The organism is Paenibacillus xanthanilyticus, from assembly GCF_042682185.1.
In the GTDB taxonomy this organism is placed as follows: Bacteria; Bacillota; Bacilli; order Paenibacillales; family Paenibacillaceae; genus Paenibacillus_Z; species Paenibacillus_Z xanthanilyticus.
Genome location: NZ_JBHUHA010000001.1, coordinates 1,878,412 through 1,902,427, shown reverse-complemented (window position 1 = coordinate 1,902,427; position 24,016 = coordinate 1,878,412). Strand labels below are relative to the sequence as shown.

General features: G+C 55.0%; 26 protein-coding genes. 25 read left to right on the top strand and 1 reads right to left on the bottom strand.

The genetic code is table 11. The features are described from left to right. The first annotated feature begins 90 nt into the window (after window positions 1-90). Both ACFSKT_RS07785 and terL read left to right on the top strand, forming a co-directional pair. Complete coding sequence (locus ACFSKT_RS07785) at window positions 91-336, top strand: hypothetical protein (RefSeq protein ID WP_377722196.1); 246 nt, start codon at window positions 91-93, stop codon at window positions 334-336. Window positions 337-455: 119 nt separating this feature from the next. Next, window positions 456-2,189, top strand: coding sequence for a phage terminase large subunit (terL, locus tag ACFSKT_RS07780; protein ID WP_377722195.1), 1,734 nt, complete (start codon window positions 456-458; stop codon window positions 2,187-2,189). A gap of 19 nt (window positions 2,190-2,208) precedes the next feature. Here the strand turns inward: terL and ACFSKT_RS07775 are convergent, their stop codons facing one another. Then, complete coding sequence (locus tag ACFSKT_RS07775) at window positions 2,209-2,562, bottom strand: hypothetical protein (protein ID WP_377722194.1); 354 nt, start codon at window positions 2,560-2,562, stop codon at window positions 2,209-2,211. Window positions 2,563-2,646: 84 nt separating this feature from the next. On the opposite strand from ACFSKT_RS07775, the gene ACFSKT_RS07770 reads away from it, so the two are divergent. The 23 genes from ACFSKT_RS07770 (at window position 2,647) to ACFSKT_RS07660 (ending at window position 23,996) form a co-directional block, all read left to right on the top strand. Beyond that, window positions 2,647-4,224 carry a phage portal protein gene (locus ACFSKT_RS07770; RefSeq protein ID WP_377722193.1) on the top strand — a complete coding sequence of 526 codons (1,578 nt, stop codon included), beginning with the start codon at window positions 2,647-2,649 and terminating at the stop codon, window positions 4,222-4,224. Beyond that, window positions 4,224-5,057 carry a phage minor capsid protein gene (locus ACFSKT_RS07765; protein WP_377722192.1) on the top strand — a complete coding sequence of 278 codons (834 nt, stop codon included), beginning with the start codon at window positions 4,224-4,226 and terminating at the stop codon, window positions 5,055-5,057. The genes ACFSKT_RS07770 and ACFSKT_RS07765 overlap by 1 nt, the downstream gene beginning before the upstream one ends. Window positions 5,058-5,059: 2 nt before the next feature. Continuing rightward, window positions 5,060-5,311 (top strand): hypothetical protein, encoded by a 252-nt coding sequence (locus ACFSKT_RS07760; RefSeq protein WP_377722191.1) that lies wholly within the window; start codon window positions 5,060-5,062, stop codon window positions 5,309-5,311. Window positions 5,312-5,329: 18 nt separating this feature from the next. After that, complete coding sequence (locus ACFSKT_RS07755) at window positions 5,330-7,537, top strand: hypothetical protein (RefSeq protein WP_377722190.1); 2,208 nt, start codon at window positions 5,330-5,332, stop codon at window positions 7,535-7,537. 90 nt (window positions 7,538-7,627) lie between these two features. Further along, the gene (locus tag ACFSKT_RS07750) at window positions 7,628-8,329 is read left to right on the top strand and encodes a phage scaffolding protein (RefSeq protein ID WP_377722189.1); all 702 of its coding nucleotides are present in this window, start codon (window positions 7,628-7,630) and stop codon (window positions 8,327-8,329) included. Window positions 8,330-8,398: 69 nt separating this feature from the next. Next, window positions 8,399-9,487 (top strand): SU10 major capsid protein, encoded by a 1,089-nt coding sequence (locus ACFSKT_RS07745; RefSeq protein ID WP_377722188.1) that lies wholly within the window; start codon window positions 8,399-8,401, stop codon window positions 9,485-9,487. 60 nt (window positions 9,488-9,547) lie between these two features. Then, the gene (locus ACFSKT_RS07740; protein WP_377722187.1) at window positions 9,548-9,772 is read left to right on the top strand and encodes a hypothetical protein; all 225 of its coding nucleotides are present in this window, start codon (window positions 9,548-9,550) and stop codon (window positions 9,770-9,772) included. Between the two features lie 19 nt (window positions 9,773-9,791). Continuing rightward, a complete protein-coding gene (locus ACFSKT_RS07735) occupies window positions 9,792-10,193 on the top strand; it encodes a hypothetical protein (protein WP_377722186.1) in 402 nt (133 codons plus the stop codon). After that, window positions 10,178-10,510: a hypothetical protein gene (locus ACFSKT_RS07730; RefSeq protein WP_377722185.1), complete on the top strand. Its 333-nt coding sequence runs from the start codon at window positions 10,178-10,180 to the stop codon at window positions 10,508-10,510. The genes ACFSKT_RS07735 and ACFSKT_RS07730 overlap by 16 nt, the downstream gene beginning before the upstream one ends. Further along, a complete protein-coding gene (locus ACFSKT_RS07725) occupies window positions 10,507-10,917 on the top strand; it encodes an HK97 gp10 family phage protein (RefSeq protein ID WP_377722184.1) in 411 nt (136 codons plus the stop codon). The genes ACFSKT_RS07730 and ACFSKT_RS07725 overlap by 4 nt, the downstream gene beginning before the upstream one ends. Continuing rightward, the gene (locus tag ACFSKT_RS07720; RefSeq protein WP_377722183.1) at window positions 10,918-11,295 is read left to right on the top strand and encodes a minor capsid protein; all 378 of its coding nucleotides are present in this window, start codon (window positions 10,918-10,920) and stop codon (window positions 11,293-11,295) included. Window positions 11,296-11,304: 9 nt separating this feature from the next. Beyond that, window positions 11,305-11,493: a hypothetical protein gene (locus ACFSKT_RS07715; RefSeq protein ID WP_377722182.1), complete on the top strand. Its 189-nt coding sequence runs from the start codon at window positions 11,305-11,307 to the stop codon at window positions 11,491-11,493. Continuing rightward, complete coding sequence (locus tag ACFSKT_RS07710; RefSeq protein ID WP_377722181.1) at window positions 11,483-12,013, top strand: hypothetical protein; 531 nt, start codon at window positions 11,483-11,485, stop codon at window positions 12,011-12,013. The genes ACFSKT_RS07715 and ACFSKT_RS07710 overlap by 11 nt, the downstream gene beginning before the upstream one ends. Window positions 12,014-12,079: 66 nt before the next feature. Further along, window positions 12,080-12,487, top strand: coding sequence for a hypothetical protein (locus ACFSKT_RS07705; protein ID WP_377722180.1), 408 nt, complete (start codon window positions 12,080-12,082; stop codon window positions 12,485-12,487). Between the two features lie 53 nt (window positions 12,488-12,540). Next, window positions 12,541-12,780 (top strand): hypothetical protein, encoded by a 240-nt coding sequence (locus ACFSKT_RS07700; protein WP_377722179.1) that lies wholly within the window; start codon window positions 12,541-12,543, stop codon window positions 12,778-12,780. A gap of 13 nt (window positions 12,781-12,793) precedes the next feature. After that, window positions 12,794-16,201, top strand: coding sequence for a hypothetical protein (locus ACFSKT_RS07695; RefSeq protein WP_377722178.1), 3,408 nt, complete (start codon window positions 12,794-12,796; stop codon window positions 16,199-16,201). After that, entirely contained in the window at window positions 16,194-17,012 is an 819-nt protein-coding gene (locus ACFSKT_RS07690; protein ID WP_377722177.1) for a phage tail family protein, read from the top strand. The genes ACFSKT_RS07695 and ACFSKT_RS07690 overlap by 8 nt, the downstream gene beginning before the upstream one ends. 18 nt (window positions 17,013-17,030) lie before the next feature. Beyond that, on the top strand, window positions 17,031-19,493 hold the full coding sequence (locus tag ACFSKT_RS07685) for a hypothetical protein (protein WP_377722176.1): 2,463 nt from the start codon (window positions 17,031-17,033) through the stop codon (window positions 19,491-19,493). Between the two features lie 3 nt (window positions 19,494-19,496). Next, window positions 19,497-19,727: a hypothetical protein gene (locus tag ACFSKT_RS07680; RefSeq protein WP_377722175.1), complete on the top strand. Its 231-nt coding sequence runs from the start codon at window positions 19,497-19,499 to the stop codon at window positions 19,725-19,727. Then, window positions 19,724-19,858, top strand: a complete 135-nt coding sequence (locus tag ACFSKT_RS07675) for a hypothetical protein (RefSeq protein ID WP_377722174.1) — start codon at window positions 19,724-19,726, stop codon at window positions 19,856-19,858. The genes ACFSKT_RS07680 and ACFSKT_RS07675 overlap by 4 nt, the downstream gene beginning before the upstream one ends. Before the next feature lie 2 nt (window positions 19,859-19,860). Next, entirely contained in the window at window positions 19,861-22,944 is a 3,084-nt protein-coding gene (locus tag ACFSKT_RS07670; RefSeq protein ID WP_377722173.1) for a phage tail spike protein, read from the top strand. A 16-nt stretch (window positions 22,945-22,960) separates the two neighbouring features. Then, on the top strand, window positions 22,961-23,380 hold the full coding sequence (locus tag ACFSKT_RS07665) for a phage holin family protein (protein WP_377722172.1): 420 nt from the start codon (window positions 22,961-22,963) through the stop codon (window positions 23,378-23,380). Then, window positions 23,358-23,996, top strand: a complete 639-nt coding sequence (locus ACFSKT_RS07660; protein WP_377722171.1) for a peptidoglycan recognition protein family protein — start codon at window positions 23,358-23,360, stop codon at window positions 23,994-23,996. The genes ACFSKT_RS07665 and ACFSKT_RS07660 overlap by 23 nt, the downstream gene beginning before the upstream one ends. Window positions 23,997-24,016 lie beyond the last annotated feature (20 nt).

Below are 24,016 nucleotides of genomic sequence, written 5' to 3'. Positions count from 1 at the left end.
GGTAAAGTACTTTAGTTCAAAACTCAGGTTTTGCGCGGTAGTCTGGCGGGATCGAGCGTTTTATCGCGTACCCCCAGGCGGGTAGCCAATATGGCCGCTTTAGGTGCCGGAAAAATCCGCGCCACAAAAATAACGTTTGAAATCGGAGGAGATCGTATAAGCGCGACATTGACGTCAGTCCGACTGGCGCTTATTCAGGCGGGCTGGACCGTAATTGCACCGGACATTTCAACGGACTCATCATTACTTACAGCACGCGATCCCGAAAACGGACAATGGCGGACATTTGCCGTTGAAGAGGCGCTGCAGATAACCGTCAAAATCACGTCAATTTAGCCGTTCGGATGGCGCGGAAGGGTATTCGGTCCTTCTACGTTAACCAACGGCTATTTCCACGTAAAAACAACGCAAATCGAAAGGAGGGCGGTACTATCGCATGGATTAACGGTCGTTGGATGAAACGTCCGGAGCGGGAAGCGCAGATCCAGCGCCTATCTTCGGTCGTGAACGCGGTTGATCCGGACGAAGTACCGCTGCTTCCGGATGAATTGCAACGCGAACTATTCGAGACGGTGGCGGAGCTTGAGCGGTTAGAGCGTATCCACCGCGCGGAAGTCGATCTCCTCTACTTCGCGTATGAATACTTTGGCGAACTTTACAACGAAGACAACTCCGGCAACTGGATACCGGTCGCGATCGAAGAAGCACCGTCATTTCACCGTGAAATTTGCGGCATTATGGACGATGTGTCCACCAGGACGATAAACGCTAAGGTATCCGTTGCCGCGCCGCGTTCGCACGCAAAATCATCGTTCTTGTCAAAGGCGTTCCCGATACACGAAATCGTATTCCGCAAGCGCAAATACGTAATTATCATATCGGAGACGCCGCAAGTATCGACCGGTAACATGGAATGGCTCGGTCTGCAGCTCAAATCGAACGAAAAGCTGCGGCGCGACTTCGGTCCGTTGCTCTCCGCGAAGCAATCGGAGAACCCGAAGGATAACGGCTCGGAGTTCATCGCGTGGGAAGCGCGCCCGGACGGCTCGCAACGGCTACTTGCGCGCGTTGAAGCCGCATCGACCGGTCAGGCTCTCCGTGGACGTAACTGGAACGGTGTGCGGCCGGACTTGATTATATGCGACGATCTCGAGGGCAAAAAGAACACGAATACGGATCTGCTGCGGTCGGAAATGCGCGATTGGTTCACGCAAGTCGTCGTACCGCTAGGCGATCCGGCTGGCAAGAAGACCGCTTTCGTCTACATGGGAACGATGGTCCATCACGACAGTTTGCTCCGATACGTTATGGAAAAGCGCTCGGACTTTAAGACGCGCTTATTTCGTGCTGTCATCGAATGGCCTGAGCGGATGGACTTGTGGGAAGCGTGCCGGCTCGTTTACATTGACCGCGACAATCCGAACAGGGCCGCGGATGCCGAAGAGCTCTACCGGTTGAATCAGGCGGAAATGGAACGCGGTGCGATCGTGTTGTGGCCGGACGTACAGCCGTTATGGAAGCTGATGACGTGGAAATGGGATAACGGTTCGAAAGCGTTCAATACGGAGTACATGAACAATCCGGTCGATGAGGAATCGATGGTCTTCAATCCGGAGAAGTTCACGTATTGGGACGGAAGGCTCGACGCTGGCTTCTATGAGTATCCACGTAACAACTCGGAATACGACGTCTACATGGGCGTTGACTTCGCGATGGGGAAAACCCGCGGCGACTATTCCGCGATCGTGACGGTGGCGAAGCACAAGCGCAGCGGTGCTCTTTTCGTAATCGATGCATACGGCGAGCGCGTTCACCCTGACGTGTTTCTTAAAGTAATCGTCGATCGCGTTATGAGGCTGCAGCCGACGAAGATAGCGGCCGAAGCGCAGGCGGCGCAAGAGTTTTTCGTTATGAAACTGAAGGAAGCGTTGAGACGCGCAGGCTATCCGGCGAATAACCGCGTTAAGGAGATTCACCAGCGCGCGCGTAAGGAGCTGCGTATTGAAGCGATGTTGCCGGATATCGAGAACGGTACGCTACAGTTTTCGCGGAGACATGCGTTGCTGCTCGAGCAATTCGAGATGTATGGAACGAACTCGCACGACGACCTTCCGGACGCGCTCGCAATGGCGTTGGACGCGGCGAAATCCGGAAGTAAGCGTGTAATAGATAAGCCGGCGTGGTTGTAATTACGCGCGGCTACTTTGACTATAACTGCTTTGAAAGCTCGTCGAGAATAGCGTTTTGGATAGTGGACTTATAGTCGAGAACTGACAGTTGCTCCAGGTGTAGTTCTTCTGATTCGTCGCCTAAAGCTCTGCTCACGATATCGTCTCGAGTTATAGTCAGTTTGATACCGTTAAGAGTGAAAGAAAATCTATCGCCTCGGTTAACGTAGTCGCTCAAGTTGTACGTACGCTGCAGAGGGTATAGCACATTTTGAAAATCCTGATGGATCTGTTCAATAATCATTTTTCTTAGTTGTTCTTCGCGCCGCTCCTGGGCTTGTTTTTGCTGGATTCGTTGTAAGACGGATTGAAGCTGCTCGTTAAAAGTCGACATCTTGGGACCCTCCCTATAGTTCTATTAGTACAGTATTATTTTACCAGAATAAGTAGATTTGATCTAGCAGAAAGGAGGAGTAATATGAGTAGGCTATTCGAAGTTGGCGCTTCGTACCCACCGCTCGCGGACATCGAACGGATAGCGAAGTATAAACGCTTTCGCACGATATTTGACGGTAAGCAAGCGGAGATATACGAACGCGCTTCGGCACTCTTGAAGGATACGCCACACGCCGCGCAGCTCAACAAACTCTTCATAGCGGTCAATATCGTCGACGTCCTGGTTACGAAGCCGGCGGACTTGATGGTCGGCGAGCCGCCAACGTACGAAAGCGGCGGCAAAGACGATACGGTCGAGCAGCAGCGCCTTAACTCGATCGTCGAAGAGAACGATTTGAACACGCTAATCCACGAATCGGTAACGGGTGGCGGCATACGCGGCGACTCGTGGCTGAAAACGTATTTCGCGACGCGCCAGGACGTGAGTGAGACCGTTGCGGCCGACCTTACACCGCCAGATACCGCGCCCGAACCGATTATCGAAGCGGTTGACGCGGCGATTGTGTTTCCGGAGCTGTCGCGCGGATCTCGCAAACGGTTCAAGGCCGTTAATATCGCGTACGTCGAGTGGATGATGGTTTCGATGCAGCCGGGGCTCGAGAAGTATCTTACGAAGAAGAACGATCGATACGCGGAGATTCCGTTCCTCGTCGTAGAGCGGCATATTCCGGGCTACATCGTGTATGAGCGTTACCGCTTGTCCGAGAACGGGGTGGATACGCGCTTCGATTATCCGGTTTCGCTATTCCGCATCGAGGAAAAGGTCGCGACGGGACGCGAGGTAGACGTAATCGAAACGGGGATACCTGAACTGCTCGTCCAGCACATCCCGTACAAGACGGTCGATGACGATTGGCGCGGTATCGGCGGCATTGAGAAGATCGAATCCGTTTTGGCCGCGATTAACGACCGTATTGTACAGATCGACTACATTTTATGGAAACATTCCGATCCGACAGCGTACGGCCCCGAACTTCCGACGGACGAGAGCGGAGGAGTTCGCGCGACCGGCCGCTATATTCCCGTCGGCAAGGACGAGGCGACGCCGGGCTATATGACGTGGAATTCGCAACTAGAGGGCGCGTTTAAGGAGCTCGATATTCTGCTCGGCATTGTGTATCAAATGTCGGAAACGCCGCAATGGCTGTTCGGTACGACGCTCGCGGAGGATAAAGGCGGATCGGGCACGTCACACACGGACGGCGCCGCCATCAAAGCGCGCTTCATGCCGATCTTATCGAAGGTCAAGCGGATTCGTAACCACGTTGACCGCGCGGTGAGAGATGCGTTGTGGATCGCGATGAAACTCGAAAACGTCGCGAACGAAGGCGTTAAGGGCTTCGAACCATATAAGCCGGTCTATCCGAAGATTAATTGGCGCGACGGAATTCCGCGGGACGAAAAAGGCGAGGCGGAAGTATACGCGCTCCGCACCGGTAACAAACCGACGCTCGACGTTAAGTCCGCGCTCAAACGTATGGACGGCATTAACGACGAGCAGGCCGACCGCATTCTCGACGCGATGAAGGACGATGAGGAGCGCGTAAACGGCGTGGTCGACGGCACGGTCTTTAACGAGGGCGCCGGCGGTGAAGCGTAATGGTCGCGCCAAACTACGACTACGATATCGCGCAGTTAGTCGCGGCGTATAAGCGCGCCGTCGCCGACATCCTACGCGAACTATACGCAATGGATACGACGGCTATTTCGCAGGCAAATGCACGCGCAACGCTAGCGGAAATCGCGCGGATACTGAAGGAGCTCAACGCGGAGTCGGCCGCATGGGCAGCCACGAACATACCACGCGCTGTTACGGACGGGATAACTTCTACAATCGTTGCTCTCGGCGCGGCCGATACCGTTGAAGCGGCGGAGAAGATCGTCAAGTTTAACCGGATGAACGCGGATCTCATTAAGACCGCGATCGCCGATACGCAGGCGGATCTCCTCGCGGTTACGCAGAACATCGACCGCAAAACGCGCGACGCAGTTCGTACCGCGACTATGGAATCGATGCGCGCGAACATGGCCGCCGGCATTAACGGCAGGCGCACAATCAGCCGCGATATTCTGACGAGGATGCGGGCGCAGCTCGGCGACTCCGTCAACACCGGAATTATTGACGCGGCGGGGCGACGTTGGAAGCCGGAAGTTTACGTCGATATGGCGGTCAGAACGAAAATGATGCGAACGCACACGGAAGCGACAATCAACGAGGCTGTCGCGCGTGATGCGTTATTTGGCGTTATCTCGCGTCATGGTGCGCGTGATGCGTGCGCGAAGTACGAAGGTAAGATTGTGAAATTAACGCCGGACGCGCCCGGTGACTATCCGTTTATCGGGGATTTGCCGCGGCGAGATATATTCCACCCGAACTGCAGACATGTAGTCAGTCCAGTCAGGAAGCCGGAATTTATCGAAGGAGGAACGTAAAAGTGTCTGAGGTCTTCATTGCTAGAAAACCATTCAAAGGGTCGTCAGCTAAAGAGATACCGCTGGACGGACAAGAAATGGTCTCACTCACGCTGTTTAATGATTCGAATTCGGAAGTAACATTCAAAGCCGGTGTTTTTGAGTTCACCGTGGCGGCAAATGATGCGTTTGATGAACGAATCGACCCATTTACAAAATTAGAGATTACGGCAGCAAGCGGTTCTTATCGCGGTTATTGCCGAATCCGGGCTTGATAGGAGGAGACGTGTTAGATGAACAAAGATACACTAGCGCGTAGTACCGCCCGTAGAGCTGCCGCTTTAGCGGTGCACGCAAAGCCCGGCGTCCAGCGGAGGCAACAAAAAGGCTACTGGTTTATGTCCGCATACGTAAAGAATCCGCTCAGCGCGGTCGCCTATACTAACTCTCCGGTCGGAATTTTCGTCTCGTTCGATAAAGGCGAATGCCCATCGGTGGACTATATTAGCGTTCTCGATCCGAGCGGCACAGAGATATCTTACCAGTGGGAGGATTGTCTCGACACACGTACGGAGCTTAACTACGGTGAATATTCCGACGGTAGTCTCCGCCACGGTACGATCTGGATTAACGCGGACCTTGCCGCGGGAGAGACGAAGCTCTATACGATCAAGATATGGGAGTTTCCTGTCACACGGGCGGCGTACACATCCAACGTCGCACATACGATGGTTAGCGCAAAGGCCGAACGTTTCGTAGCAAACGGGATCACCGCGGAGTTCACAGCGGACGCGGCGTGGTGTGTAAACGCGGTTTACCGGAACAGCACGTTGATTAGTTTAGCGGGCGGCGCGTTCGGTTACCCGGCGATTATCGACGGAGGAACGTACACAAACACGGTGCCTACTTCCGCCAATTCGACGGTGATAAAGCGCAAGGTTAACGGTAGTGGCGTTGTATTCCGTGAGTGGGACGTCACGATCGTATTTAACGCGTATCCGGCTCTTCCGGTGAACTTTAAGGTGCGTATGTGGGCGAACGGCAAGCTGGATTTCCGTCACGAGGCCGTTGCGGGCGACGATATTGCATCGGGCGCTGTGAGTGGCGTGATAATGCGCCTTGAATGGAGCCCGTCTGCGCTTGGCGGCGGCCATAACAAGGATACGCTAAAAGGTTATCTGTACAACAACCAACTGATCGCGGGAGTACGACACAATCAATTCGAGTCCGAGTTTGCGGGCGCCGAGTCTGGATGGAACTTGTACTACGGAAATACCGCGTCTACTACGGACAACATTTTCATCGGCTGTCGAATCTCGAGCCCTAACACAAAAGCGATCCCAAAAGGAGCGTTTTTTAGTGCGTCTATGTACATGTCATTCTACGATTCGGATCACGTCTCGGAGACGAGTCGCCGCATGAACCCGGTATATACTCGCGCTGCGTGGGATACAGTCGAGAACCTCCAAGAACAGTTCGTGGAGCTAGCAAAGAAGTACGTGAAAATGGCGTACCGCGTATCCCTCCAGCCGGAGCACGACAACGAGTTCGGCGGATTGCAAGCTTATATGCTTCTAGCTATGCACAAGTTGTACGGAAAAGACCTCGCAACGTGCGTGACGGAAGCCAGAGACAAACTATTTAACATCATGAATACGCGATATAAAGACGGCGTGAATCCGCCGGGGGCAACCTCCGGATACATCAAGTCTTGGTCAACGAATGCAGGTTGGGAGTTTATCGGTCGGGATACGGCTGTTCTCCATGACTTGCGCGAGGCTGCACTTGAGGTCGGAAACACGGCGGTAGTCACCGAGGTCACCAACTGGATTCATCAATTGGCGGACGCGGCGGTAAGCATGGAAGTGACAAGCGGCGCGGGCAAGATGAAGCTGCACAACTTCGCCGGCGGAACCGGCGATAACTACAACGCTCGTTCGTCCGCTATGATGGCGCTCGCGGTCAGCCTGAAAATCGCGGCAAATGCTACGCGCCAAGCGACGTATGATCGGTTAGCAGCAGCGTATCCGAGCGCTTACGAGCACGTCAACAAGACGCCGTATATGCCGAGTACCGCGTCGATCTACAACTCGATATTCCAGGCGACGAACCATTACCACCTGTATAACTTGTGGGAGTTGTTCCGCGCTAACCGGTTGATTCCGGCGAGCATTACGCTGCCGTCCGTTCGGCAATACGCGTACGAGATGTCGACAGCGTCCGGTCAGATCCGCGAGATGGACACGAACCACCAGCCGAATAGACGTGGCGGAGCGCTGACATCGTTTTACGCGGCGGCACTCCTCGCGCAATTCGGTGGTAACGCGTCCGATTACCAACACGCGATTGACCTGCTTGAGCACGTGTTGTCGCGCATTAAGCCGTCGGGCCATCTCGACCGGCCGATGGACGGTTGGGGACTGCCGCTGTATCCGGTCGATGACGCGTCGTACCCGATCGAAGCACAAACGCTGATTGAAACGGTATATCTGATCGCTTAATAGCGCGTCCGAACGTACATGACGTTAAACTGCTACGGTTGACGATTTAAAAACGATAGTCGACGGACTTTAACCGGTGAGGTATACGCGATGATAAACGAAATTAAACGCAAATTTCCGCTCGTCCTCGATATGCAACTTTTCGCGGAGGGAGACGATGATGGCGGCGACGACACGAAGCCAGATCCGGAGCCACCCGTTAAGAAAGTCGAGATGACACAAGCGGAACTCGACGCGCTAATTGCTCGTGAGAAAGGTCGCGTAAAAAGTAAGTACGCGGACTACGACGACGTAAAGACGCAACTTGCCGCATTCAAAGAGGCGGAAGAGGAGCGTAAGAAAGCGGACATGTCCGAGAAAGAACGTCTGGAAGCGGAGAAAGCTGACGCGCTTAAACGCGCAGAAGATGCCGCAACCGAACGTGACAAAGCGTTAACTGCCGCTAATCAACGCCTGATTAAAGCGGAGTTCCGAGCGCTTGCTCGCGAACTTGGCGTACGGGCCGATGCGCTTGATGACGCGTTCACACTCGCAGACCTTTCCGCGGTAAAGGTTGACGATGAGGGCGCGATTGAAGGCGTTAAGGACGTCGTCGAGGCGTTGTTGAAAAATAAACCGTTCCTCGCCGGGCAGACAAAGCCGCGCGAGATCGGCGACAACAAAGGTCCGGAGGATAAGCCGGATAAGACGAAAGAGCAACTGCTTGCCGCGGCCGCCGAGAAAGCGCGCCGAACAGGACGCATCGAAGACCGCATGGCGTACTCGGCACTCAAAGAGCAACTGAATAAGTAACGCGAAGAGCCCCGATTATTCGGAGCTCTTTTTGTTTGCCCTAAAAACAATACAGGGGGATTTACAACAATGGCAAAAATCTATAACTCTCAACTAATCGGCAAACGCGAGTCCGTCGTTGACGAAATTCTGCTTCTCAATCCGCATCAAACTCCGCTGCTGAATATGATTGGATTTGGTAAACCAGTGTCTCAGGTCGAGCACGTATGGTATGAGGATGAAATGATCGCGGACGACTCGACGGTTGTAGGCGCGGTACTCGTAGGCGGCACGTCGATCGTTGTTGCTGACGCTGAACCTTTCCGCGTTGGCTCCGTTGTTAAAGTCGGCGACGAGCTGCTCTACGTTTCCGCCGTGAACACCGGCACGAAAACGTTGACGGTTACTCGTGGATACGCAAGCACGACGGCCGCCGCAATCGCTGACGGGGCGCGTATCGAGTTCCTGTTCCAAGAAGGCGCAGAGGGTGCGGATGCTCGCGGTGCTCGTTACAAAGCACGCGTTCGAAAGTCGAACCTGACGCAAATCTTCGACGACTCGATCGAGATTTCCGGTACGTCTAAAGCGGTCACGCAATACGGCATCGACGACCTGTACGAGTACGAGAAGCAAAAGAAACAACTCGAACTCGCGCTGCAACTCGAAAAGGCCGCTATCAACGGTGTCGCGTACGAAAACGGTCAAGTTCGCCAAATGAAGGGCGTCCGTCAATGGATCAATACAAACGTAACCAATGTTGGCGGCGCGGTTACACTGAGCTCGATCAACACGCTGGCTCAGAAGATCTACGACGCGGGCGGTTTCGCAGGTGGTGGCGACTACAAGATCATGGTTGGCGCGAAGCAAAAGATCGCTCTCTCCGGTACTGACGCGAACAAAATCACGCTGACTCGTGCAGAAAATGCGCGCGGTCAAGTCGTTGACCACATCATTACGGACTTTGGCGTATTCGAGATCGCGCTCAACCAAAACCTCGCATCTGACGAGTTGCTACTGGTCGACGTTAACCGTATTGCGATCAAGCCACTGGCGACGCGCGAATTCGGCCACACCTACCTCGGCGTTAAAGGCGACTATGACACCGGCATGATCGTCGGCGAGTACACGCTCGAGTTCAAGCAAGAGAAGGCGCACGGCCGCCTGAAAGGTCTCGTTTAATACGCAAACTAACGGGCTCGCGGCGTAATTGTTGCGGGCTCTTAACGAGGTGAATACGCTTTGAAATACGAATCACGCTACGTCGAACTCGGTTTCTACGTTAATGGCGAGTATCGCCAGTTCAGCGGGCACCGATACGCAACGGAAGACGCGGACGAGATTGCTGTGCTAGACGCACTGGTTTCGGACGTTGTTCGCGTTGAGGACGAAGAAGTAACGGAGGAGAAACCGGCCGCAAAAGCGCCAGCACCGCGCAAAGCATCCGCTAAATCCTCCGCCGAATAATTAACGGAGGTGAGCGCGTATGGCTCTAACGATCGAAGACGCGACCGCATATATCGCGTTGAATTGTATTGATATCGAAGACTGGGCGGACGCAGACGACGCGAAAAAACAACGAATAGTTAACGTCGCGCAACGTACGCTGACGACCAGGTACGCGAGCTATACGATTCCCGATAACGCGGTCTACGAATTTGCGAACGTGCTGGCAACGGTCTTTAACGATACGAACCGGCTTCAGCAACAGGGAGTCTCCGGATTCTCGCTGCAGGGCGCGGCATCCTTTACGTTCAAAACGGAATCGGTGACGGGGCCGGCCGCTGACCTTACGAAGTTCATTCCGCAGACGGCGCTCGATCTTATCTCCGCCGCTAATGGCGGCGTTAAACTTTCGCGGCGTAACGTCGGATGGACGGTGCTATAATGCCGCTGATTCCGATGAAAGATACGGTCACGGTTACGAAGGCCGGCGGAGGCGATCCGTGGGATGGCGGAAGTGGCGGCGCGCCTGTTACGTATAAATGCCGCATCGATGAGGGCGCGCGCTTAGTTCGCAATCAAAACGGTGAGGAAGTTGTCAGTAGCACGCAGATACGATTCGATAAGCTCGTGGCGGTCGCGTACGATGACGAAATCACGTTCACGGATTACGCGGGCAAGACGCACACGAAACGTCCGATATCGGTCCGAATCGTCAAGAACATCGCGTCCAAACCGTTGTTGACGGAGGTGTACGTGTGAAGTTCGATTTTGACGATACGGATTTCGAGCGCGGCTTGGCGGCTGCTGAACGGGCAATTGCTCGCGGTGCCGAACGCGGCATGCACGATGCGACCGACGATCTCCTACGCGAATCACGCGACCTAGCACCGCTCGATAAAGCGACATTGCGGCGCGGCTCGTGGAAAGAAATCGAGGAAGCGGACGGTTCCGTAATCGGTGACGTTTACTATTCCGCGGTCGAAAAGGATCGCGCCGGCAACCGATTCAACTACGCGCTGTATATGCACGAGTTCGGCGGTCACATGCAATACGCGAATCCGACAACGCCGGGCACGCAGCCGAAGTATTTAGAACAACCGCTGAAAATGTACAGTGACCGCTATATGAAGATGATCGCGGAAGAAATCCGGAGGGAGTTGACGTAGATGTTTACCGTAGCGGAACTAAAATCGTATATGGCCGCCGCTGTACCGTACACCTACTACGCCAACGAATTCGCGGCCACGTCCGCTGATGATTCGGCATATGTGCGGTTAACTGGCGGATTCAAGCCGAGCGAGTGGACGAACATGAAGCGTCCGTCGCTGCAGGTTCTTGTGCGCGGTGCTGAACGTAACGGTCCGGCGGCAGAGACGGTAGCGAACGAGATTTACACATACCTACACCGGCGCGCGGACTTTACGATCGGAACTACGCGGATTGCGTTCTGCGCTGCGGATCAGTCCGTGCCGCTCTATATTGGACGCGATGAGAACCGGCGGCCGATGTACTCCGTTAACTTTACGTTGACGCTTTTAGACTGAGGTGAACGAATGAAGACGCGAATTAAATTAACGCTTGGCGACGAACACCGGATTAACTTCGGTACGGCCGCCGAGCCCGAATATAAGACCGACGGAGACGAAGTGGCCTGCGATAAGAAAGTCGCGGATAAACTCGTTGCTGCCGGTCTTTCTATTTACGTGGAAAAATTAAAGGAGGAATCACAGGATGGCAAGTGACCTGACGAAGATTAAGCTCGGTCCGTGCAAGGTGACGTTCGATGTTGGAGGCACGTCTCCGGTCGTATTCGAAACAACGAAGGGCGGCGTCGTTCTCAACTACGAGCAGACAACGCGCGAAGTAACGGTCGACCAGTTCGGCAATACCGCGGTCAAGGAGCTCGTTCTCGGCCACTCCGCAACGGTCGAGGTGCCTTTTGCCGAGTTTGACCTCGATAAGCTTGCGAAGATCATTCCGGGCGCGACGCTGACAACTAACGGAACGACACCGGAAAAGAAACGCGTTGACGTTAACGCGACTACCGTAATCGACCTCTTTTCTGTCGCGAAGGAGCTGAAGATCGAGCCTCTTTCGACGACCGCAACCGCGAACGACGCAGTAACGCTTTACAAAGCGGCCCCACGACCAAACCTCAACTACACGTACAGCTACGAAGGCGAGCTCATCACGAACGTAACGTTCAAAGGTTATCCGGACGCAGACGGTAACATCATCGGCTTCGGCGACCAAACTGCGTAATCATCCTTTCATCCGGCGGAGGCGCGATGTCTCCGCTATCTTCTTTTCTAAGGAGCGAACATAACCGTGAAATCACGTTTATTCAATAGACAATCGGAAGACCACGTTTTTATCGGAGAGAAGCGCGTCGCTATTCCGAAGCTTACGATCGCGAAGTGGAAAGCGCTGTTCGAAGTTATCGAAGGGCTGCCGCAAGTAATCGTCAGCGTCCTCTCTACGCGCCAATCCGATGACTTCGTTACTACTGCGGTCGTAGGCGCGAGCCTCGCTATCGACGAAGCCGTGCGTGTTGTCGGCGTGCTGACCGATCTCGAACCGGCCTATATCGAAGAGAACGCGGACCTCAACGAGCTTATCGGATTCATCGTTGCGACCGCGAAGAAGAACGATTTGGCGAACGCGGCAAAAAACTTCCAAGCCGTCCTCGATCTCGTAGCGGCACCAGCGAAAGCGGCGGACGGCAGCGGCAACTAACGCTAGACGAATGGTTACTGCAGGCAGCCGTTAAACTCGGCGTCAGTCAGACCGTGCTTGAGCGCGAATACTACATGATCGATATGCCGGCGTTACTGGTCGCGTTGTCACAGCGGGAGGCCGAGCGGAACTTGATGGCGCTGCAGATTGCAACGGTCAGTCAATGCGGAGATGCGGACGCGTATGAGCGCTTTGTGAGCGCGTTGACGGAGAGCGCCGGTGTGAATGAAGCGAAGGCAGATGACGAGTTTGACCGCGGCGCGTTCGAGAGACTGCGCGGAAAGATAGGATAAAGGTGGTGAGGATTTGGCTACAGACGTAGGAACAATACGCGGCCGGATGGAGTTCGATATTTCGCGCGCTAAACGGTCGATGGATGAAGCGCGCCAGCATATGCGCGGAATGGGCGACGAGGCGAATAAGACGCGCGGATCATTCGAGGCGCTGCAAGCGTCATTGACCGCGATTGGCGCTTCGGCCGGCCTAATCGGCATGGTGCGCGTTATGAAGTCGTTAGCTGACGAGGCGAACGGCCTGGCGAACTCCATGAAGGGTCTCGCGGAAGTATCTAAAGCGCTCGGAGTCAGCGTGGATCAGACGAACGCAGTCGCGCAGAAGTTCGTAACTGAGGGCCTCATGAGCATGGCAGATGCAGCAACGGCGGTTAAGACGTCCCTTACGATGGGTCTCGGACTTGAAGAAACGGAGAAACTTATGCGCGCGCTTGGTGATAGTGCCGCATACGGCCGCGCCTCTCACTTGTCGTTATCAGAGGCTATCGTTCAAGGCGTCCAGGCTATCAAAATGGGCGAATCGGAACTACTCGACAACACAGGTATCACGACGAACCTATCCGTATTGCAGGAGCGCTATGCTCAAACACTCGGAACCAGCGCGGCAAAGCTTACGGAAGCCGGTAAGATTCAAGCGGCCTATAACGGTGTTCTAGCGGAGTCTGCGATCTTCGCCGGAAATGCAGCGACCTCGCTCGAAGGCTATACCGGATCTCAGAACGCGTTCAACCAAACGCTCACGGTTGCGCGCCAAGAGCTCGGAGAAGCGTTCATGCCGCTCATCCAGAAAGTAACGGAGGAACTTACTCCGCTTGTTACGAACTTCGCAAAATGGGCGAGCGCGAACCAGGACGTTATAGCTGGCGTAGCAGCGGCAGGCGTAGCCTTCACGGGCCTAATCGCGGTTGTCGGGAGCTTGGCGGTCGCGTTTACGGCGCTTCACGCGTCAATGGGCGGTCTAGGCGTTATCCTACTCGGAATCGGCGGACTTGTGGCGGGAACAGTAGCGTATAAGGCGGCGTCGGATGCGGCTTCGACATCTACGCTTAAATTCGCGGAAAGTCAGGACATCCTGAACGCGAAGCTCATGCAGTCACCGATCGGCATGCAAGCAGAGGAGTATAAAAGTCTTACTGCGAGCATTGAGCAACTGAATCCAATCATGGAGAAGCGCAATGACTTGATGGAGCAATACGATAGATTAAAGAAGCAGATCTTGAGCACTCCATTTAAAGACATGATCGAGCAGAACATGAAGGAAAAGGAACTTGAAGATATTGCTCGAGCAATCGGCGAACTGGATAAAGAACTCAAAGGCATGGATTTTAGTAGCGCGGACGAAGCGGCCGATGCCCTTGCGCGCATGAAAGAACAGGCGAAGGGTGCGGTCGGGGCGCAGTTATCGCTAGAGGAAGCGAATATCCGCGTCATCGCCGGCCAGGTACAGCAGGTCGAGACGATGCAGAAGCTCGCGCAGAAATACGAAGAGCTCAACGGTAAGGAAAAGCTCTCCGAGGCACAGAAGCAAGAGCTCAATAGCGTCGTTCAGCAGCTCACGGAGCACTATCCGGACCTGCGCGCCGAGCTCGATAAGGAAGGTCAGCTCCATGTCGCCAACCGTGACGCAATCCGCGGACTCATCAGCGAAGAGAAGGACCGCGTAGAAGCATCGGCGGCCACATCGCGCGCGGTAATCGAGAACCTCAAACGCGAAGCCGAAGCACGTATCGCGCTCCTCCAACCGCAACTAGACGCGATGAAGGCGCTAGAGCAAGCGCAAAAACCGGCCGTTTCGTCATCTCCAGTAAGTGGCGATCCAATCGTCGGATTCCTCGGCCAAGCCGCAGATCGCGCACTAAAGTCCGGTCTTCAAGCGACAACAACGGAGCTGAACGCCCAGCAAGAGGCGCTAATGAAGGCGAAACGTGAGATCGAGAAGCTTACGTGGGATAGCCTGAGCCGATACGACGGCGGCAGCTCGGAGCCGCTCTTTACGCCATCCGCGCCTAAAGCCGCTAAGACTCCGAAAGAGAAGGCCGGCAAAACGGCCGCCCAACTGCAGCAGGAAACGTACAGCACCGCGGTCCGTTACATCGATCACAAGCGCGCCATGAACCGGATGTCCGAAGCGGAAGAGGTCGCGGCCCTCAAACGTCTGCTCACAACGTACAAGTCGAACGCCGACATCCGTATGGACCTCGAGGAACGTATTCGCTCCGTACAGGACCAAATGGCCGCGGACGCACAGAAACGCGCAGAAGAGACCGCCAAGAAAACGGAAGAGGCCGCGCGTAAACGGTTCGAATCGTCCGAAGAGTGGATCGAACTCGAAACGCGGAAACTCACGGAGAAAGGCGCATCTGAGCGCGAGATCGCGGATATGCAACTCGTAGCATGGACGCGTGTACGCAACCGTTACGCGGCGGATTCCGAATACTATAAGGCCGCGGACAAAGAGATGTACGACGCGCGGATCACGCTGATTAAAGAGGCCGAGCGCGTGCAGAAAGAAGCGGACGATGAGCGCGAACGCCGGACGAAGGAAGCGACTGATAGCGCGCTGGATTCAATCACGCGGATTAAGGACGCGGAGCTCGACGCCATCGACGCGCGACGCCGCGAGATTGACGCGTTCTATGACGATCAGACTGACGCGATTGACGATACGGAAAGGGCGCGTGAAAGACAAACGCTGGCCGCCGAAGCCGAGCGCTATCGTAACGCGACATCCGACGAAGGTAAGAAGCGGTATGCAGAACTGACGGAGCAGCTTCGCAAAATGGACGTCGACGACCGGAAACGCAGCCTCGACCGTGAACGCGAAGATAAGCTCGACGCGCTCGACCAGCAGCGGCGCGATATCGAATCGTGGTACGACAGTTTACGTAGTATCTTCGAATCGTTCAGCGGAAATATGGTGCCGCTCTACTACGCGTTAGAGGATGCGCGCTTCTCCGCGTTTATGACGACGAATGCGAAGATCCGGGCCGAGCTCGCTTCGTTACAAGCGGCGTATGCGGCGGCTATGAGCGGTTCAGGCGCAAGTACGGCGCCATCTTCGACGTCTAAACCGGCCGCTCCGCGTGCCCAACTCGTGAAATCGATGCGGGGCGTTCCGTTATTCCATACGGGGCGTGACGGCGCGACCGGTCTGACGTTTGCGAGCGGCGACCGCTTGATGCCGGATGAGATTACGGCGATTCTGCGCAAGGATGAGTACGTGTTTACGCCGGATCAAGTGCGGAGTTTGGTCGGCGGGAATGGGCGCGGTGCGTCCGTAGTGAATAACTTTAACGCGCCACTAATCGAAAATAACGGCGACGTCGTACTCGAGGATCAAGCGGACATCAAAACGTATCATCGCGAACAAAGCGACGTAGCGCGTCAACTTATCGCGAGAGGGGAGCGGTTAAATGGATAACGGAGGAGCAACGTTTGGCGGCGTCTCTTTCGCTTCTCTTGGTTTGCGCGTAGTCAAAGCGGATATACCGCTGCTCCCCGATACGCGGCAAGCAGAAGAGGAGCTACCGGGATATGACGGCGCGCTCGATATCGAAACGGAGTACGGACCGCGCACGATCGAACTCGAAGTCGCGCTCGTTGCCGCAGACGAAGGCGAGTATCAAGCGCGGTTGGCGCAGATTGCGAAAGTGTTCAACGCGCGCGCTGGCGTTAAACCGCTCGTACTCGATCGCGCGCCAGGTAAACGCTGGATATGCAAATATAACGGGAGCATCTCGGTCGAGAAGATTGCGCAGTTCGGCACGTTCACGCTCCCGTTCAAAGCGTTCAATCCGTTTTCGGAGAGCGTAAACGATACGACCGCGCCGCTCGAGTTCGGGCAAGGGTATACGTTCGGAATGGGACTGCGTTTGGGCGACGCGTATTCGTTTTCGGTTACGTCATCGCCGACGACGGTTAACGTCTACCACGCGGGAACGCACGAAGCGTATCCGGTCATTCGGATCAGCGGCGCGGCGAGTAACGTTAGCCTGACGAACAATACGACGGGGCAGACGTTCGCATATAACGCGGCGCTAGCGAGCGGTGACGTGCTCGAGATTGATTGCGCGCCTCTCGCGCAGAGTGTCCGCAAGGACGGGACGAACGCCGCGCACAACTTTACCGGGCGCTTCCCGAAGCTGGTCGAAGGCGACAATAGCATAACGATCACGGCGGCCGGCGCGAATCTTACGGTCGCTTTTATTTTTCGGCATACGTATTTGTACTAACACGAAAGGGGCGCGGCTATGCCACGTTTTAAACCGATAAGTAAGAACCTCGATCTGCAGGCGCAGGCGGATTGGCAGGCGAATTTCGAGCGCGCAGACGCGGATTTAACGTCGCTGCAGACGCAGATTACGGCCGAACAGCAAGCGCGCATCGCGGTAGATTCGGCACACGCTTCCGCGGCGACAGCGCACCAAGCGACGCAGATTGCGTATGACGGCGCGTCAAACGTTAAGCAGAAGATCGACGCACAGCAAGCGCAAATTAACAACTTGACCGGAGGGGGCGCGGCACCAAACGCGGCGGAAGTGCAGGATGCGAGACTCGGCGCGGATAACGTCGCGAGAGCGAATGTCGGTACGCTGATCCGCGAAATCCACGCGAAGCAACTGACGGCGGCCGCGCAAACAGCGACAATTAAGCGCGGATTGAATAACGTTGTGACCGATCAGGCGTCTCCGTTGAATGTGAGTGTGTACGGGCGTACGCTTGCGAATCTTCTCGGTAGCGATGGTAATTTCGAAAACAGCGTTGAGGCCGCTGGAAATACATCGGGAGTAACTCTTGAACTCGACGCGACAAGCCCAAGATACGGAGGGAAGTCCCTTAAGTTGACCCTCACAAGTTCCACAAGCGGAAACTCTTACCGAAGCATAAGTTCAAACATTGCAGCCGGAAAGTATTATGTATACCTGGTCGATGTTAAAAACGGAAATTCGCAAAGTATCCGCTGTTTAATTGAGACTGATACGAAAATGATCAACAGCAGCTACCACACGAGCACAACATACAAAACGGTATATAGTAAGTTCGCACCGGCTGACTATAGTTCGAGCTCTTCCGTCCATCTCGATATCGTTGTTGTAGGTACGGCCACGGGGCAGTACGCTTTTGCTGACGGTATGCGACTCTACGAAATCGATGCAGCAACATACGCCAAGATCGACGTTGACCCCGAATACACAGGCGATAAGCTGGCGGATAAATTTCCGTATGTGGACGGCGTTAAACATCTGAACGGTGCAACGCTGAGAAAGCACGGGAAAAACCAAGTGCCGCCAATAACGGAGTGGTATTCCATACACCCCAACGTAAAAATCACGGACGAATACGAGTTTACTATCAACGCGACTAGCGACAACCAAAACAGTATTGCGAGAATCTCCGTTTTACCCCTCGCGCAGTATGTGTTCGCTGCGCCAATCACGGCGGGGAACTACTACGTGATTGCGGAATACGATGCCGGCGGCGGTTGGCTTGGGCAATTTAACTGCGCTGCGCAGCAGGGATTCACCACAAAGGCAACCACTTCGTACATCGATTTAATTGCCGTTACCGCAAACGCAGGTAATTTCACGTTCTCTAAACCTATGCTCACGTTGGGCACCGCTTTAGTCCCGTTCGAACCACGCAATGACGACTACGTGTTCCTTCCGACGATGCTCGCATCCAACGTAGACGGATCGGTACGTGATTCGGTATATTGGCGTGACGGTGCGTGGAGAAAGTTGAAGCGCTGGAATACGAATGTTGCAATAGACGGGTCTCGCACTTGGTCGTTTTCAAACGATTACACTAGTTATAAGGTAGTTCGGACGGCTAAGTTACCGAATCAACAGTCCTGGATGTCCAGTGACATATTCGCGAAATACGACGGTAAAAAACTAGGAGTAGTCAACTGGCCGTTGGTCACTTCTGATAGTGTTACAGTTGACGGCGATGGCTTTATCTATATTTCTGTATCGGACGCCGAGTCCGGATGGGGCGAAACTTATACGCCGTCTGCTGCTGAAATTTCCGCATATTTCTACGGTTGGCGCATGAACAACGGAACTTTCGGCACGCCATATAACGGAACCGGAACGAAGACGTGGGTGCGGTGGGATGCGACGAGTAATACAGGATCAGTTACGGTCACGCCTACGACTATAGCGTCCGGGTACACACCGTATTCTCTTTCGTATCAACTTGCGACTCCGATCGAAGAGGTTATCGTTGGCGCGGAAGGGGCAGTCGGATTGCATGCGGGCGGGAACGCGGTCGAACTGGGCGATGGCGTGATCGTACGCGAAAAGGTAAATCCCGTTGTTTCGTCTACCCCCGGCTACTATGACGTTAACCTTGCGACATCGACGGGCTCGAGGTTTGCCAACCGTGTTCAACAGATCAACGCGTTATACCGGAACGGTGTCTTGGATAAACGTTGGGTGATTGTGACCGACGCGCTCGGCTTCGGGAACCAGCGCGCGTATATCTCGACTGCTGACTATGATTCGACCGCCGAATACACGGTAACTTACGTCATGCTCGACAAGTACGCAAGCACCGCGAGCGCGATCGAAGCGAAAGCGGAGTATAACGCGAATCCGAAAACGGTAATTGACGCACTCGTACGCGATCAGGCCGACACGCAAACGAACGTATCCGCGCTCGTGCGCAGCGTCGCCGATCTCTATAAACGGATGAAAGCGCTAGGAGGGTAACGTATGGATATCCGCGAATGGCTGATTCAGAACGGTATCTCCCCGGAAGAACTCGATCATTTCGAGGAGCTTCCGGTAATCCGCGACGTAGGCGAGGCGCTGACCTTATCGCTGCAGAACGACGATGATATCGGTCAGATGTTGGTCGCGATGCTGATGCGTATGGACGAACAGGACGCGCAGATCGCCGCGTTAAGAGACGAAATTTCCGCGTTGAAAGGAGAGGGCGCATGATGCTGACGTATTACCGCTACAAGGTCGATAAAGGCATGATGGCGCTGGCCGACGTGCCTAATCCGTACCAATCGCAACTACGGAATATGGGCTACACGGACGCTGACGCGGAAGTACCAACGGAGGGATAACGATGACATCGCGGTTAGAAATATGGGACAGAACAGGGCGGTTGGCGTATTTGCCGGCCGCTCTTTCTGTTCGTGTGCGCGAAGTTCTTAACGGAGAGTACTACGTCACGTTCGATTACGCAAAGCTCGCGGGCGACGACGAACGCTATTCGTATTTGATTCCGGGCAACGAGATCCGATTCCCGTCCGATATCGAGAACGGACAGCGCTTCGTGATCCGCGGTGTGGAAGAATCCGATGACGAGAACGGCGCGCGCAAGTCGATCGAAGCGCATCACGTATTCTTCGAGGCCGGCCGCTCTTTCTACGACGCGTACGTAGATTTTGCCGCGGCCCAAACGGTAGAGGCTATGTTGTCCCAACTATTCGCGGGCACCTCCGTCATCTTCTCCGTAAGCGGAACGTTTGTGGCAACGGACATATTCGATTGGGGCGAGAAATCGCGGTTGGCGTTACTTCACGAGCTGCGCGAACTGTATGGCGCGGAATTATCCTTCGATAATCTTACGCTGACATTCGCGAAACGTAAGGGCGCGGATAACGGCGTAGAGATTCGCCGGCGAAAGAACCGTAAGATCATCCGCCGCAATGTAGACGAGTCAGAGCGCGTTACACGGCTATTCGGCTACGGCAAGGACGGATTGACGATCGAAGGGTTGGGCGGACGCTCCGTTAAGTATATCGATTCCACGTATCACGATCCGACGCGGCCGTTCGAAGCCGCGATGCAATGGGGCGATATCGAAGATCAGGCCGCTCTCCTAACCGCGATGCAAGCGTACCTCGCCGCAAACGAATTGCCGCACGTTTATTACGAGGTGGAAACGGTCGGCCTCGGTCCGGTATCCGTAGGCGATACGATTCGCGTTTACGACGACAAACTCGGCTACGACGTTGATACGCGACTCTTCGAATACGAGCGTTACCCGTTCGATAAAACGGTGAGGCCGCGCCTGGTTCTCGGAAACTTCCGCGAGCGTTCGATTCCGGACTACCTTCTTACGTTGCGCAAGAACCAACGTAGCTTCCAACGTCTTGCTTCGCGTTGGAACACGGAACTCCGCACGGAACAGTCGCAACTCGCGCAAGCCCAATCGGAGCTCTCGACGTATGTAGACGGCGCATTCACCGACGGCATCATTTCCGCGGCCGAAGCGCAGGCAATTGCGGAACATCTGCGCACGCTCGCGAAGGAAAAGGCGGATACCGACGCGGAATATGTGAAGATTTACGGCAGTTCGTACCTGACGGATACGGCGGTAAAGGCCGCGCTCCAATCCGCGAAGACTGCGTATGACACTAGCTATTCCGCATGTGTCGGCGCGATCAATGCCGCAATCTCCGACGGCCAAACAACGGCATCCGAACGTACGGCAGTCGATAGCGCGTTTACCGATCTCTCCACGAAACAAGGCGCGCTCCGCCAAGCGCTAGAGGACGCGATTCGGGCGATTACAGTTACCGCGGAAACTAACGCGAAGACGTATGCCGACGAACTGTACGCGCAAACGCAGCAACAAGTCGATGAGCTCGCCGGCGCGCAGGATACGTTCGAGTCCTACGTTGACGATGCGTTTAGGGACGCGGTGATTAGCGAAGCCGAAGCGAAGGCGATCGCGCAGAATAAGGCGCAGTTGGCGAAAGAGAAGGCGGACGTCGACGCGGAGTACACGAAAGTTTACGCGAATCTGTACCTGACGAACGCGACGCTCAAGACCGCGCTGCAGACGGCGAAGACGCAGTACGATACGTCGTACACCGCGCTAATATCCGCGATTGATTCGGTAATTGCCGATAACGCGGTTACGGCGGCCGAACGTACGAATGTTGACGGAAAGTTCGCGGACCTGACCGCGAAGTTGTCCACGTTGCGGCAAGCGTTACAAGACTGCGCGTCGTATATCGGCCAGAACACGATCGACAAAGCGGTTGGGCGCGGCATTCAATCCGGCGGCATCATCCGTCTTGAGAATCGGACGCATACACAAATCCGGACGACACTTACGAGTAGCCACGCGGGGACAGCTACGGCACTTAATGTAGTGAGCACCGCGGCTTTTCCAGCGAGCGGCAGCGGCTACGTTTACGACGCGAATGCTACGTTCGGTAATAAGTACCGGAGCTTTTCGTATACCGGAAAGACCGCGACCACCTTAACGGGCGTTACTGGTCTGTTCGCCGGCGATACGTACATCTCGGGCGCGGCCGTTTACATGTGGACTCAGCCGGTAGCAGATATCGTTGTGACCGCGATGGAAGTCATTATGCCGAACGGTGATTACAAGATCGTTCCGGAAACGCGGTTCAACGCGCAGACACTTGGCGTCAGTGCCGCTGACTTTGACGGATGGGAGTTCCGGTATCTCTATGTGAGCGCGGTCGGCACTGTCGTCTACACGTCCGCGGGTACAGGCGGCGGCCAACTCGCATATCCACCGGACCCGCCCGAAGGAAGCATCCGCATCGGCTACATGCTTGTCGGAATAGGCGCAGAAGATCCGGATGGCAACTTATCGATGGTTAAAAGCTACGAATCTGACGGCTACCCGGCGTTCAAGGAGCGTGTTTATCACGATACGCGTTATCGTGATGAACGGTCTGTCCGCGTAGAAGGCGGTGACGTCGCGTTCGGTGGTACGCCATACGGTGCGCAGACGTTGAACGTTAGCGTCGCGGCGAATTCGTATCAAACGTATTACATTTCGGTCGGGACCGGACGCCGCAGCGTGAATCTGTCAATCTCGCTCGATGACGGCAGCGGTTACGACAACTATTCGTACGGAGCGCAAATGACGATCGGAAGGAAGGCGGCAAACAACGCGGACGGTCTCGGTAAGTCCGTTTGGGCATCGTATACAGACGCGGATGGCAATCGCGGACACGTAAGCGGCCAGAGGAATACGTCGCCGTACGGTATTCACATTCTGAGTCCGCGCGTGTGGAACCGGTCGTATACGATGCTATATGACGCGGACTTGATGCCGAATCCGACGGACGCGAGCGTGATTGCGTTGAAGTTAACGTTTAGAAATTACGGCGGGAGCTCGGAAAGCTTTGCGCTTAAATTAAATTGGCACGCACTATAAGGAGGAATAATAAACAATGACACAAGCAGAATTGAGCACAGGCGCGGGGCTACTCGGCGCTTTTTTGTCGTACGCATTCGGCGGTTGGAGCGAGGCGCTGGCGTTCTTGCTTCTCGTAATCGGGATTGACGTTATCACCGGCGTAAGCGCGTCGTTGAAGGAGGGCGCTGGCCTGAGTTCCGCGGTTATGAGCGCTGGCCTGGCGAAAAAGGGACTCACGCTCGTCGTCATCTTACTCGCGCACCGTATGGATATTCTGCTCGGAACAGACGTCGTTATGGTCGGCGCGGTCTATTTCTATATCGCGAACGAACTCATTTCCATCACGGAAAATTACGGACGCCTCGGCCTGCCGCTGCCTGACGCGGTAAAACGGGTGATCGCGGTCCTCAAGAATAAGGGAGGCGCGAACGATGACGGTGAACTACCTCGTTAATCACATTCCGACTTCAACGCCGCTCGAACGCCGTACGGGAAGACGGATTACCGCGACAACAATTACGATTCATAATACGGGAAATCCGACGTCGACTGCGGCAAATGAGCGCGATTGGCTGACGAATCCGAGCAATAAACGTAAGGCTTCGTGGCATATCGTAGTTGACGAAAATGTCGCGATCGAAGCCGTCCCACTTAACGAGCGCGCTCTTCATGCCGGCGACGCGACCGGTAACAATACGTCGATCGGCGTTGAGATTTGCGAGAGCGGCGATTACGGGAAAACGCTCGATAACGCGGCTACACTCGTCGCCAAACTGCTGAAGGAGCGCGGATGGGGCGTGGATAGACTGCGCCGTCATTACGATTGGTCCGGTAAAATCTGTCCGCGACTCATGTACGATGGCGGCGAATGGACCGGATGGGCAGCGTTCAAGGACGCGGTTCAAGCGAAGTTAGACGAAGGAGCGATTACGGTGAAAGCGGAAGATGCGAACGCGATTATCGCGAAATATCTGCAGCCGGCGTATGCAAGCGCGAAGACGAAAGCGGAGAAAGATGAAGCGCATAGGCTGGCGGAGGCGCTGCGTAAAGCGAGCGGACAGAAGAAGTAAAAACGAAGGCCCACTTACGG

Coding starts and splice junctions, on each gene's coding strand:
- ACFSKT_RS07785 (WP_377722196.1), top strand. CDS start 91: ATGGCCGCTTTAGGTGCCGGAAAAATCCGCGCCACAAAAATAACGTTT.
- terL (WP_377722195.1), top strand. CDS start 456: ATGAAACGTCCGGAGCGGGAAGCGCAGATCCAGCGCCTATCTTCGGTC.
- ACFSKT_RS07775 (WP_377722194.1), bottom strand. CDS start 2,562: ATGTCGACTTTTAACGAGCAGCTTCAATCCGTCTTACAACGAATCCAG.
- ACFSKT_RS07770 (WP_377722193.1), top strand. CDS start 2,647: ATGAGTAGGCTATTCGAAGTTGGCGCTTCGTACCCACCGCTCGCGGAC.
- ACFSKT_RS07765 (WP_377722192.1), top strand. CDS start 4,224: ATGGTCGCGCCAAACTACGACTACGATATCGCGCAGTTAGTCGCGGCG.
- ACFSKT_RS07755 (WP_377722190.1), top strand. CDS start 5,330: ATGAACAAAGATACACTAGCGCGTAGTACCGCCCGTAGAGCTGCCGCT.
- ACFSKT_RS07750 (WP_377722189.1), top strand. CDS start 7,628: ATGATAAACGAAATTAAACGCAAATTTCCGCTCGTCCTCGATATGCAA.
- ACFSKT_RS07745 (WP_377722188.1), top strand. CDS start 8,399: ATGGCAAAAATCTATAACTCTCAACTAATCGGCAAACGCGAGTCCGTC.
- ACFSKT_RS07735 (WP_377722186.1), top strand. CDS start 9,792: ATGGCTCTAACGATCGAAGACGCGACCGCATATATCGCGTTGAATTGT.
- ACFSKT_RS07730 (WP_377722185.1), top strand. CDS start 10,178: ATGGACGGTGCTATAATGCCGCTGATTCCGATGAAAGATACGGTCACG.
- ACFSKT_RS07720 (WP_377722183.1), top strand. CDS start 10,918: ATGTTTACCGTAGCGGAACTAAAATCGTATATGGCCGCCGCTGTACCG.
- ACFSKT_RS07715 (WP_377722182.1), top strand. CDS start 11,305: ATGAAGACGCGAATTAAATTAACGCTTGGCGACGAACACCGGATTAAC.
- ACFSKT_RS07710 (WP_377722181.1), top strand. CDS start 11,483: ATGGCAAGTGACCTGACGAAGATTAAGCTCGGTCCGTGCAAGGTGACG.
- ACFSKT_RS07690 (WP_377722177.1), top strand. CDS start 16,194: ATGGATAACGGAGGAGCAACGTTTGGCGGCGTCTCTTTCGCTTCTCTT.
- ACFSKT_RS07685 (WP_377722176.1), top strand. CDS start 17,031: ATGCCACGTTTTAAACCGATAAGTAAGAACCTCGATCTGCAGGCGCAG.
- ACFSKT_RS07680 (WP_377722175.1), top strand. CDS start 19,497: ATGGATATCCGCGAATGGCTGATTCAGAACGGTATCTCCCCGGAAGAA.
- ACFSKT_RS07675 (WP_377722174.1), top strand. CDS start 19,724: ATGATGCTGACGTATTACCGCTACAAGGTCGATAAAGGCATGATGGCG.
- ACFSKT_RS07670 (WP_377722173.1), top strand. CDS start 19,861: ATGACATCGCGGTTAGAAATATGGGACAGAACAGGGCGGTTGGCGTAT.
- ACFSKT_RS07665 (WP_377722172.1), top strand. CDS start 22,961: ATGACACAAGCAGAATTGAGCACAGGCGCGGGGCTACTCGGCGCTTTT.
- ACFSKT_RS07660 (WP_377722171.1), top strand. CDS start 23,358: ATGACGGTGAACTACCTCGTTAATCACATTCCGACTTCAACGCCGCTC.